The sequence below is a fragment of the Moorena sp. SIO4E2 genome (assembly GCF_010671945.1).
In the GTDB taxonomy this organism is placed as follows: domain Bacteria; phylum Cyanobacteriota; class Cyanobacteriia; order Cyanobacteriales; family Coleofasciculaceae; genus Moorena; species Moorena producens.
Genome location: NZ_JAAHIE010000016.1, coordinates 1 through 12,216 on the forward strand (window position 1 = coordinate 1; position 12,216 = coordinate 12,216).

At 45.0% G+C, this 12,216-nt stretch carries 9 protein-coding genes and 2 pseudogenes; 4 read left to right on the forward strand and 7 right to left on the reverse strand.

The features are described 5' to 3' along the window. The 4 genes and pseudogenes from F6K37_RS03170 to F6K37_RS03185 all read left to right on the forward strand — a co-directional run. A pseudogene (locus tag F6K37_RS03170) lies at positions 1-861 on the forward strand (Rieske 2Fe-2S domain-containing protein); the annotation flags it as partial. Then, the gene (locus tag F6K37_RS03175) at positions 858-1,418 is read left to right on the forward strand and encodes a 2Fe-2S iron-sulfur cluster-binding protein (protein ID WP_287248092.1); all 561 of its coding nucleotides are present in this window, start codon (positions 858-860) and stop codon (positions 1,416-1,418) included. The pseudogene F6K37_RS03170 and the gene F6K37_RS03175, both read left to right, overlap by 4 nt. 5 nt (positions 1,419-1,423) lie before the next feature. Continuing rightward, a complete protein-coding gene (locus F6K37_RS03180) occupies positions 1,424-2,419 on the forward strand; it encodes an FAD binding domain-containing protein (protein ID WP_287248094.1) in 996 nt (331 codons plus the stop codon). Then, positions 2,416-3,444: pseudogene (locus F6K37_RS03185) on the forward strand (xanthine dehydrogenase family protein molybdopterin-binding subunit); the annotation flags it as partial. The gene F6K37_RS03180 and the pseudogene F6K37_RS03185, both read left to right, overlap by 4 nt. A 342-nt stretch (positions 3,445-3,786) precedes the next feature. Here the strand turns inward: F6K37_RS03185 and F6K37_RS03190 are convergent. The 7 genes from F6K37_RS03190 to crtB all read right to left on the reverse strand — a co-directional run bounded on the left by F6K37_RS03190 (position 3,787) and on the right by crtB (position 12,215). Beyond that, positions 3,787-5,487, reverse strand: coding sequence for a nucleoside recognition domain-containing protein (locus F6K37_RS03190; protein ID WP_008185910.1), 1,701 nt, complete (start codon positions 5,485-5,487; stop codon positions 3,787-3,789). Then, positions 5,450-6,598, reverse strand: a complete 1,149-nt coding sequence (locus tag F6K37_RS03195; protein ID WP_044493687.1) for an NAD(P)/FAD-dependent oxidoreductase — start codon at positions 6,596-6,598, stop codon at positions 5,450-5,452. The genes F6K37_RS03190 and F6K37_RS03195 overlap by 38 nt, the downstream gene beginning before the upstream one ends. A gap of 433 nt (positions 6,599-7,031) precedes the next feature. Next, on the reverse strand, positions 7,032-7,892 hold the full coding sequence (locus tag F6K37_RS03200) for a Uma2 family endonuclease (protein WP_287248099.1): 861 nt from the start codon (positions 7,890-7,892) through the stop codon (positions 7,032-7,034). A 224-nt stretch (positions 7,893-8,116) separates the two neighbouring features. After that, positions 8,117-9,364 carry an NAD-dependent epimerase/dehydratase family protein gene (locus F6K37_RS03205; RefSeq protein ID WP_287248100.1) on the reverse strand — a complete coding sequence of 416 codons (1,248 nt, stop codon included), beginning with the start codon at positions 9,362-9,364 and terminating at the stop codon, positions 8,117-8,119. Between the two features lie 191 nt (positions 9,365-9,555). Then, positions 9,556-9,891, reverse strand: a complete 336-nt coding sequence (locus F6K37_RS03210) for a hypothetical protein (protein ID WP_287248102.1) — start codon at positions 9,889-9,891, stop codon at positions 9,556-9,558. Between the two features lie 177 nt (positions 9,892-10,068). Beyond that, on the reverse strand, positions 10,069-10,824 hold the full coding sequence (locus F6K37_RS03215; RefSeq protein WP_353737290.1) for a phosphoadenylyl-sulfate reductase: 756 nt from the start codon (positions 10,822-10,824) through the stop codon (positions 10,069-10,071). A gap of 461 nt (positions 10,825-11,285) precedes the next feature. Beyond that, the gene (gene crtB, locus F6K37_RS03220) at positions 11,286-12,215 is read right to left on the reverse strand and encodes a 15-cis-phytoene synthase CrtB (protein ID WP_287248252.1); all 930 of its coding nucleotides are present in this window, start codon (positions 12,213-12,215) and stop codon (positions 11,286-11,288) included. Between the last annotated feature and the right edge of the window lies 1 nt (position 12,216).

A 12,216-nucleotide genomic window follows, 5' to 3' on the forward strand; every position in this document is an offset into this window, starting at 1 on the left:
CCCAGTCATATTCCTTACACCCACCACCGCAGTGTCGGTAACCGCGCTAATGTATCTCCTGTGGAATTGGAGGTTGTAGAATCCGGGAAGTGGGGATTTAAAGGGGTTTGGGCAGAAGGTCCCCGTAAAGGAACCCTAGGACGACAGGATACGACCTTTATTGCTCCTGGACTGATGTGGCATGACCTCACCTCCAAGCAGTTTGGCAGGACACTAACAGTTGTGTACGCAACTCCCATTCGCAAGGGAGAGTGTCGGCTATTTGCCCGCTTTCCTTTTAAGTTTTCCTCCAAATTACTAGGGTTATTTCTGAAACTAACTCCTCGGTGGTATTCCCATATTGGGCAAAATAATGTTTTGGAAGATGATCAGATTTTCTGGCATTACCAAGAAAGATATCTCGAACAACAAGGGGGTAGTGGTAATTTTAATAAAGCGTTTTATTTGCCAACTAAAGCCGACCTATTTGTATTCCAGTTGCGTTTTTGGGTGAATCATTATAGTATCGACCCATTTCCAGGAAAAACTCTACCACCATCACTACCTAAGGAAGTTCTATTAGAAAGGTATCATTCCCACACGCAAAAATGCGCGAGTTGTCGTGGGGCTTTAGCGAACTTGCAACGGTTAAGGCTGGGATTAGCTGTAGGGACTGCACTGGTTTGGGTATTGCTTCCGTTACTGGTATTTATCCACCCTGAGGTATCTATTGTTACTGTTATTATTTTGACTGTAGCTGTTTTAATTAGTGGGGGAGTTTGGTTGGCTTTGGGTAAGTTGGAGCGGCAATTTTACAAAGGAAGGGAAATTCCACCCCGTAATTGGCCAGAGAAAGTTTACAAGGAGGCGAAGCCTAGATGAATGTGACTCTTACCATTAATGGTGAACAGCACACCCTCACCATTGAACCCCGTGTAACACTCTTAGATGCCCTACGTGAATATTTGGGATTAGTCGGGAGTAAAAAGGGGTGCGATCATGGACAATGTGGAGCTTGCACTGTTTTAATTGAGGGTCAGCGAGTTTATTCCTGTCTCGCGTTGGCTGTAATGCAGGAGGGAAAAGAAATTGTCACCATTGAAGGCTTGGCAACAGGGGATACTCTCCATCCGGTGCAGGAGGCATTTATTGACAATGATGGCTTCCAATGCGGCTATTGTACCCCAGGGCAAATTTGCGCTTCTGTGGCTCTTTTGGAGGAAGTTAAACGGGGTTGTGTTAGCGCGGTGACACCAGATTTGCATAGTCCTCCGCAACTAGCTGAACTCTCCGAGGCGGAAATTAAGGAACGACTGAGTGGGAATCTCTGCCGATGCAGTGCTTACAATGGTATTGTGGCAGCCGTACAGCAGGTAATTGGACAAAAACCACCTTCTCCTGTGGCAGCGGTTATGGTTAGTGAATCTGGGGATCAGTAAGCATCATGAATAACTTCACCTATACCCGTGCCACCTCCTGGTTAGATGCGGTAAACCAGGCAGTTGCTGACCAAAACTCGATGTTTATTGCTGGTGGAACGAATTTAGTTGACCGTCTGAAAGTATTCTTAGATCAGCCATCGCAACTGATTGATATCTCTCGGTTACAGATGCAGAACATTGAACCGATGGCTGATGGTAGTCTGCGTCTGGGAGCGCTAGTTAGTAATACAGCAGTGGCAGACAATAGTGATATTCGCCGCAACTATCCCATGTTAGCTAGGGCAATTCTATCTGGCGCATCTCAGCAAATTCGCAACATGGCTACAGTGGGGGGAAACCTGCTGCAACGTACCCGTTGTCCCTATTATTACGATACCGCCTTTGCTTGTAATAAACGGCAACCAGGGACAGGCTGCCCCGCAATTACGGGAATTAACCGTAGTCACGCCATCCTTGGGGCCAGCGAGCAGTGTGTAGCAGTCCACCCGTCAGATATGTGTGTTGCCCTAGCTGCATTGGATGCGGTGGTGGAAGTAGCAAGTGCCCAAGGGCAAAGGCAAATACCTTTTACAGATTTCCACCGTCTACCAGGAAATACACCCGAGCAAGACACCAATTTAGAACCAGGGGAGTTAATTACGGCTGTGATTCTGCCGAGCTTATCCTTTGGGAAATCTGGGGTTTATTTGAAAATACGCGATCGCGCTTCCTATTCCTTTGCTTTAATTTCTGTGGCGGCGGCGGTAAACTTGCAAGGGGAGCAAATCCAAGCTGCACGCTTGGCAATGGGTGGGGTAGCACACAAGCCTTGGCGAGCAACAGCAGCAGAAGAGTTTTTGATTGGTAAGTCTGCGGATGTAGCAACATTTACCGAGGCTGCAGAAATTGCCTTGGACTTAGCCAAACCTTTAACTCACAACGGTTATAAAGTTGAACTGGCAAAGCGGGCGATTCGTCGCGCCCTCATGGTTTCTGCTCAAGGAGGAGGGGTAGCATGAATCAAGTAACTGGTACTAATATTAACCGCAAGGATGGACGAGCAAAGGTTACAGGGACAGCAACCTACGCTGCTGAACATCAAATTCCTGGTTTAGTTCATGGTTATCTGGTGACTGCTAACATTGCTCATGGGCAGATTAAAAGTATTGATACCCAAGCAGCAGCAACAGCACCAGGGGTAATTGCGGTTTTCACTCATAAAAACCCGCCGACCGTATCTAAACCAGCTAACGATTTTTTAACCTCAAAAATCTACGAGGCACGACTACCCTTATCAGATGACCAAATTTACTACGCAGGGCAAATTGTTGGTTTGGTAGTCGCAGATACCTTTGAACGGGCACGTCACGCTGCCCATTTAGTTAAGGTAGAATACGTCACCCAAGAACCAATTCTAGAAACCAGCAAAGCCACCTTTAACGAAGCTCCACCCATGCTTGGGCAACAGATGACGTTTGAGAAGGGGAATTTTGCTGCTGGGGACTTTGCCAGTGCCATGGCAGGTGTAGGAGCCGAGATTACAGCTACTTACACAACTTCCAGCGAACTACACGCACCGATGGAACCCCATGCTATCATTGCTCACTGGCAAGATCCAGACACCCTGACTGTCTACGAACCATCCCAGTGGGTAATCGGTAGTCAGCGTACCTATGCAGAGCTGTTTGGACTTCCCCCGGAAAAAGTCCGTATTATCACACCTTTTATTGGTGGGGGTTTTGGTTCTAAAGCCTTCCCTTGTCCCCATGCCATTCTTGGTGCAGCAGCTGCCCGTCAACTGCAACGTCCCCTGAAAGTTGTTCTCAGCCGTCGGCAAATGACCGCCAACGCCGGACACCGGTCTGAAACGGAACAAACGATTCGTTTAGGGGCAAATGCTGATGGTAGCTTGATGGCGATCGACCATGGGGTTAAATCCTGTACCTCACCAGTTGAGATTTTTACTGAACCTTGTACAGGCATTACACCAGCTATGTATGCTGCACCCAATCTGCGAACCCGTCAGGAATTGGCGGTGATGAACGTNTTTCCTGTAGACGTTTCACACCAATTAATTGAGTCCCTAACTCAGCTATCTCAGGAATTGACTAAGTGGATGGCTAGACAATCCTATGGTAATAGTCACAATGGTACTAGCCACAATGGTACTAGCAACAATGGTACTAGTCACAGGAATGTTCAAATAAACAATACTTCAGATAATAATTGATAGTTAAGGGAATAGCGAACTTGATATCAGGCCAATGACTAATACCAAATCCGCTTGCCATACCCCCTTTACAAAAAATAAACCAAATCCTTATTATTCGATGAATCTATAGCTGTTTGAATAAGGGGGGTATGGGACAGGATTTAGTATTAATTATTACTTGATTAATAATCCTCCCCAAGCAAGTAATAGAGAAAAAAATATCGCAGCGATCGCCTGTCTACTTAACAGCAATAAGGCAAATCGAAGAGACTGTTCTCGCGTAATAGTTAACAGAGTAACTAAACAAGGTAGCAATACTCCTGCTAGATACACCCCAGTCAAAACCTGCAATGGAGTTAACATAGCCAAGGTTTCTGGTTCGGCAAATAATAGCAGTCCATCTTTGCGAATAGAAGCTAAAACAATAGGCAATGAGGCTTCAGGGGGTAAATTAAACCATCCCATCAAAGGGTTAATAATATTGGCTAAAACTGCGATTGTTCCTAACCAATTCAACACAGAAGCAATAACGGTAATAACTAAAAATATGGGAATTGCATTGAACAAAAATTGATTAATAGTTGACTTAGCTTCGCGCCAAATTACTGACGAATGAGGAAATTCTAAAAATGCTCTTCCTTCGATTACTAGGGGATTCTGATTCGATTTAGCTGTAGGGGAAGAAATGATGTAGGTATATATCAAGGTGGTTGCGGTTAGATACAGCAGGTAAGGAATTATCAAGTAAGGTAACTTAGCAGCACTAAACACCCCTAAAGTTGCGCCAAACTGATAAGAACAAGCCGAACCAAAAGCGATCGCGGAAATACAAGTTCCCCTAGAACAACTAGAACAGGCACGGGTACTAATCACCGCAGGAACATTACACCCCATACCCATAATTACTCGTACTAAATCCCGTCCCGATAACCCAAACGGACGGAGTAAAGGATTGAGAGCAATGGTAATTCGTTCTATTAACCCACTAGCTTTATATGCGCCCAAGAATAGGGCATAGAGAATTACTGTGGGCATCGCCCAAATAAACAGCAACGGACTCATAGTTATCAGTCCATACTGACCTATCAGTATTTCTCTTAACCAGATTGGGAGTTGGGATAAAGGTTTAATAACAGGAGCGATCGCACTTTGGACTATAGGATCTGCTAAAGTCGCAAAGGAGTTAGCACCCCAGACAGCAATAATGGCAGGAATAAGTAATAAAGCGATCGCCAATAAACTGCCCAGTCGAGGATGTTCTAACAGTGTTGGGTGGGGTTCTATATACCAGCCAGCCCTTGTAGGAATCCATTGGGCGGGAAAAGGATTAGGTTCTTGCAGAGAAGCCAAAATATGGTCTTTTTGTTCTGTAGTAATGTGGCGGGCATCTACAGTGACAATGCTCAGGTTAGAAGTTTCCGTCCATTCCCTAATCACTTGTTGAGGAGGACACGGGGTCTGGGGTTGCCCCAGACCCGTGAGATGTCCGTTATGAACCGTCGAGAATACCTTATCCCAGAAAGTAATCACCACAATGCCCCTTTTATCTGCTACTAAAGGTAGTAGATCTGCTAAATCTCGATCTACGTCGGTTGCCTTGACTACCAATAGCACGGTGTCATTTTCTTGTAGCTGTCTTAAAGCTTTCTTAGTAGTTACACTATCGGAACGATAGAGAATTCCAGGGGTATCGATAAAGGTATAGGCTTCAGATTGATAAGTGTCACAAGTCACTGTAGAACCGCGAAAATTGGCACTATAGGGAGTCTGTCCTGTAAGAGCCGCAATTAGTTGGGACTTGCCCGTACTCTCTTTACCAATAACCACCGCTGACTTTTTAACAAACACAATCGTTATTACAGCAAGAAAGGTCATCTAAGAACAAACCTTCTCGGCGATAGGCTTCCAATGGAGTTGGATCGATTCCCAGACGTTGAGCGATCGCATTACCGACTACAGCAAATCGCTGCCGAAATTTGTAAATAAAGCAAAAAATTATATCGCCGTGACGCACCGAAGGACCGACGACAAATAATCCTGGAGTTAGGGTAGACTCATCTTCTTGAGTCAGGGCTGCATAGCCATTTGACCAGTCAAATAGAGGTGCGATTTGTTTTAAACTGCTATCAAACCCCGTACAGAGAATTGGCGGTGTAGAACTAAACCACTGTTCGTACTCGCTCTCCACCACATATCCTTTTTTTACTGCTTTGACTGCTTCAATGTGCTGTTCTCCAATTAGTTCGACCCGACCCATAGAATAAGCTATTTCTAAACGTTTTAGACTATAAGGAGACAGAGAAACACTAGGATCTGAGTCTAAGTTTGACCAGCTACTCTGGCGATCGATTAACTTTACTTTTTTCCCTAATTCTGCCAAATTTGACGCTGCATCTACACCGCTTTCATAGCCTCCCACAACTACAAATTCTTTCCCCTTAAGCTCTGTCCAAGAACGTATTTGGGAATTATGTATACATAATTCCGCCCCTGGAAAAGGATTAAGATTGGGATATTGAAACTCTCCTGCTGCCCAAATCACAAACTGCGATCTCAGCGAAGCTGAGGCACTGCGTGAACGCAACTCGCCTTTAGAAGTTTCCAAGACAAAGCCTTTGCCTTGAGGTAAAGCTGCCATAGTTTTCACATTTGTCTCGGTTTTTATAGGTAGTTGAAAATGCTCTGCTACAGTCTCTAGATATAGAGCGTATTCTTTCCCCGAAAGATGTTCCTTTCTGAAACTGAGGGCAGGAGAAGTATTTAAAACTACTGCGTTGAGATCCAGCAATCCAAAACCATGACTGGGAAACGACGGCGTAATGAATCGCATTTCTTCAGCCCAACGCCTAAAAGAAGCCCCTACTTGATGTCGTTCTACAATGACAAAGTTTTCAATTCCTAAATCTTTTAAGACTACTCCACAGCCAATTCCAGCAGCCCCAGCCCCCACAATTACAACTTCAAAACGATCGTTAGTTTTGTTCACCAGCAGACAATCTCGAATAGATACTTTATGACAATTATAATCATTATATAAAAAAAAAGCTAGCTTTCTAACAAACAATATTAGTGAGGCAGTGGTAAACCATGATTGACATCCTCCCACCGCTAAACTCCTTACGTCGCTATAGGGCGTTGCGAGAGCAAATGGACAAAAAACAACGCTGGACGTATAATTAGAATATTTAAACTAAATACTCCAGAACTGAACTAAGCGTATAAGTGGACTTATATCAAATCCGTTTGTCAAAACCCTTTTATAAAAATCGACCAAATCTTTGTATGCCACGAATCTATGGCTATGCAGATAAGGGGGGTTTGGGAACAGGATTTGGTATGAGACGGCTATTGCTATATGCACCTCAAGTAGCGGATCGTACCGAGCATCGGCTTTTCTATTCTGCTGCCAACGGCACCTTTTACACCTCTCCTGGGTCAATCCCCAGCTGTCGCAGACGTTCTGCTAATCTCGCTGCCTGCTGTTGAGCCAATTCCTTTTCCTGGCGTTCGAGTTGAGCTTCTTGTTCAGCCTCCTGCAACTGCTGCTGAACCAACTCCTTTTGTTGCTGAGCTTGCTGCAACTGTTGCTTAGTCTGCTGCAACTGATCCTGAGCCTGTTGAGCCTGTTCAGAGCCTGTGGGAATCCAGTTCCCCAATTCATCATACCAGCGTAACCATCGACCATTCACCTCTTGGTATGACCCAGACCATACTCCTAGACCCAGCCCTAATTCTGGCAGCCAAAATCTTTCGTTTTCCAATCTTACCTGTTGATAGTTGAAGCCTTTCAACTCAAAAATTCTTAACTCATTGGTGTATCGGCTAAACACCACATAATAAGGAATACGAAGGATACGTTCATAAACCTCCCACTTACTTGGCGGTTGATCAATCTCCCGTAGGGTTTGCCCTAAATCTTCTGATTCCGTAGTTGGAGAGAGCAACTCCACTACGATAAATGGACTGACCCCTTCCTGCCACATCACATAACTCAACCGTAAGTCTCGCTGTTCATAAAACCGAGACACCCCAACTACTCCAAACCAATCCGGTCGCTTGTACCATTGAGGATGACGAACATCATAGTACAGATTCAAGTCAGTCCCCACAAAGATCTGATCCCTTGGGTAACTCGGTGGGCAGAAAGTCTCCCGTAATAGCTGAGGTTGAAAATCGTGAAACTCGTCTGGCAAACCTGGTTCCTCTGGATCTTCACTAGGGAGATCATACATCGTCGGTAGGGTTTCCTTGGCCGGACGAGGGGGGTCAGTTTGATACATAACAGAGAATGGGATCAACTAGTTTTAGGGTAGCAACACCTTTGACTACTGATGAACTTATTAAAATTGCCAGAGTTTCAGATACGTTGAGCAGTCAGTAATGGTGCTACGCCCATGCTGTCCTTGTCATCAGCTATTAGTTACAAGGCCAACAGAACCAGACTGACCATAAAAAGCTGACCGCTCAAGGTAAGATGTGCTCCCACTTACGCGCTACCTAATTCTTAACTGGCACCTACACCCACCGCCGTTTTGTCGGATGTGGTTTGAGCAGGAGTTTCGTCAGCCATACTCACCCCATTGCCCTTCTGCCGCCACAGTGATGTACAGATAATCTTCGAGCGATCGCAACGATCGACATATTTAGCAGCAATCTCGATTACCTCTTGCATCAGACCCTTAACCAAGGTGGTTGGTTTCAAACCCATTTCCAAGAAACATTTATTCTCCACAGCCAGTTCATTTTCCGCTGATTCGTTTCTCGGGTTCTCTAGATAGGCAATTTCCGCCCCAGTGATATCAGACACAATCTGTGCCAAATCTCGGACCCGATGGGTTTCGGTCATCTGATTCAGGATTTTCACCCTGTCCCCAGAAGCCGGAGGATTTGCGATCGCTAACTCTATACACCGCACCGTATCTTGAATATGGATAAATGCCCTGGTTTGACCCCCTGTTCCATGTACCGTCAACGGATGACCAATCGCTGACTGCATCAGGAACCGATTTAGGACTGTACCATAGTCTCCATCGTAATCAAAGCGATTAATTAGCCGTTCATCCAGCTTTGTCTGCTTGGTCTGAGTTCCCCAAACAATCCCCTGATGCAGGTCAGTGATGCGGACCCCATCATTCTTGTTGTAGTAAGAGAAAAACAGCTGGTCCTGAGTTTTGGTCATGTGATAGATACTGCCCGGATTGGCTGGATACAAGATCTGCTGCTGTATCATTTTCCCCTCATCCGTAGTCACCTGGATATCTAAATACCCTTCCGGAATCTTCATTCCAGCAGTACCATAACCATAGACTCCCATGGTTCCTAAATGAACCACATGTATATCCAAACCCGACTCCACAATCGCAGCTAGGAGATTATTGGTCGCATTCAAGTTATTATCTACCGTGTAGCGCTTATGGCTAGATGACTTCATCGAATAAGGTGCAGCCCGCTGTTCGGCAAAATGAATCACCACATCCGGTTGATAGGTTAGCAATAGATTGAGTAAGCGATCATAGTCTTTCGCGACATTGAAGTTATAGAACTGGATTTGTTTGCCAGAAACCTCACGCCATGTCTTCAAACGAGTGGACATGGGCTGGTAAGGAGTTAAAGAAGTCACTTCCAACTCATTATCAATGTTGCGTCGTGACAAGTTATCAACAATTACAATGTCATGACCAGTATCAGATAGATGGAGAGCTGTGGGCCAACCACAAAATCCGTCACCGCCTAAAACTACAACTTTTTTCATGATCAATCTCCTGGTTGTTTCCTTACATGGTCTTTTTTGGTTGAATTGTCAGCGAGCTGCGACTATAGCATGGCGCTTTGGTAATTAACCGAGAACCAATCGAGAACCGATATATTTCCATCACCGGACTTCGTCGAGCTACGCTAACATCACCTGATCACCCCAGTGTTACGATTACAGCAATCAGTTTTTTAGATGAAATCTAGTTCAGGGTATCGATCCATGATCTCCGATACCTCTTCCCTTTCAGAAGTCTTCTGATTCAAGATTTCTTTGAAGAAACGAACATAAGTGCTATAGACTTGGGTCGAACCGTCCTCATGATCAACAATGAAGAAAGGGGCTGCTTCTACCCCGTGCTTTACAGCTAAATTTAGTCCCTCGCTAGATGGCTGACGCTCATCAGCAACGACAATCTGGTCTATGCGACCCATCAGTCCTTTTTTTTCAAGTTTTTCTACCACATTGACGCACTTGCGACAAAAATTACCGTCCTTGTTGATTTTTTTAACTAAAGTGATTTTCATTCTGTAGTATTCAATACTGAGTTGTTTTTCAAAAGCGTAATAAAGAAAATATCACAAGCCACTCCCCACTTCTACCTAAAAATTAGGATTTCAAGCGCAACTTATTGATTGTGCCGCAACGCTTAAGTACCTGAACTGAAATTTTTTACCTAGTCTGTTAATTTCCGTGAGGGTTGCTCAAACCCTTACTGTTTGTTGTTCCCTGTTCGTCATTACCTGTTCTGTAGTGTTGTGTAAGCCACACTCTTTTTCTTTCTGCCCTTCCCACCACCAGCGACCTTGCCGTTCATGCTGATTGGGAAGAGTTGGGCGGGTACAGGGTTCGCAGCCAATGCTAACGAAACCTTTAGCGTGCAATTGATTGTAAGGCACATCATTAGTGCGGATGTATTTCCACACCTGTTCAGAACTCCAGTTAGCTAGGGGGTTAAATTTAATCAGGGTTCGTTCTTGGGTCGAGAACGCCTGGTCTACCTGGACAACAGGGATATTAGCACGAGTACTAGGACTCTGATCCTTTCGCTGACCCGTAATCCAAGCATCCAGCTTAGCCAGTTGGCGACGCAACGGAGCCACTTTACGAATACCACAGCACTCTTTGTGACCATCCTGGTAGAAACTGAACAACCCCTTTTGTTTAACCAGTGCTTCCACTGCATCAGCGTCCGGTAAAATCACCTCTAGTGGAATTCCATAGTGTTGTCTGACTTTCTCAAGTAGTTGGTAAGTCTCGGAGTGCAAGCGACCCGTGTCGAGGGAGAACACTTTCACATCTGGCTTAATCTTGGATGCCATATCCACAAGAACCACATCCTCCGCACCACTGAAAGAGATAGCGATGTTGTCAAATTTGTCAAGAGCCAGTTTCAATATTTCCTGAGGACTTTTGTGGGCGTATTCGGATTCCAAATAAACAACATCCAGTTCAAACATGAACATCTCCTTACTATATGACAAAAGTGGTTGGACTTGCTGATTATACGACGTATCGATACCTTTATCCATCGTCAGCCTTCAGCTTTGAGCTAATGTAATCCAACCCTTCGGAAGTTCGACCATAGTTCAGAAATTATATATAGCGCTTCCACTGCTGAAGTACATCTGAGTTAATAGACTTATAGCGCTTTGCCACCTGCCCTAATTAGAAACCGCTATAATCGATGCAGCGCCGCCAAAGGGGAAAGCTTAAAGGGTTATAAATATATTCCTTTTCCCCTTCCCCCTTCTCCTTTTGAAATCCCAAGCATCTGTAGCACAATTAAATAGAATCGATAGTATTTTCCTTTTGTATCCCAGCTTTTTGCCGCCCATGGTCAATGGAAAAAAAAACCCATCGATATTTAGGATGGGGATTTTTTGACAGATTTTCCATTAAGGATTTGCCATAGCGCATGCTATAGAACTTGTGCCCTCAGCCAGGCTATGGGTAAGGATAACATCTTAGGGAGTTTGGGTACATAGGCTCTTTGGCTAAATACATCGTAATGATTGTGTTCAATCACATTGAGAATTTTCTGATAGAGCATCAACGCAGACCAAACCGGCCAACGGGCGTCACGGCTTAGGGCTCTAATACCTCTTTCTGCTTTGGTATAGTAATCCCTTGCCCGTTGAATTTGGAAACGCATCAGTTCCTGCCAACGGTCATCAACCACACCTTTGAACAAATCGTCCTCGGTGTAATCAAACCGTTCCAAATCTTCTAAGGGTATGTAAATACGACCTCGTCTAGCATCCTCTCCAATATCTCGGAGGATGTTAGTTAGCTGATTGGCAATACCTAATGCGATCGCTTCTCCCACCGGATTATAGGAGTTTGTTTGCTGATCCCAGGGTGCTTTACTAGTGGAGTTGTCAACCCCCAGTACAGCACTAGACATTAACCCCACCGTACCCGCCACCCGATAACAGTAAAGATTCAGTTCATCAAAGGTTTCATAGCGACTACGGTAGAGATCCATCTGCTGACCGGCAATCATATCCCGAAAGGGTTGAATATCTATGGGAAACCGTTCTAGGGTATCGACCAAAGCCACATCATAGTCATCGATGGGATGTCCCGCAAAAATAGATTGCAGATGTTCTTCCCAGTGTTCTAGGGTTTCAGGGGTGGTTAAAGCCGCCTGGGGACCATCAACTAGTTCATCAGTTCGTCTGCACCAGACGTATATTGCCCAGATGGCTCGACGTTTGGCTTCTGGCATTAGTAAGGTGCCAAGATAAAACGTCTTAGAGTACTTCGCAGTAATCTGGCGGCATAATTCGTAGGATTTTGACCGGGAGGCCAGGTTTCTCATGGGCTGAGATTTGGGCAGTTGGAGCATT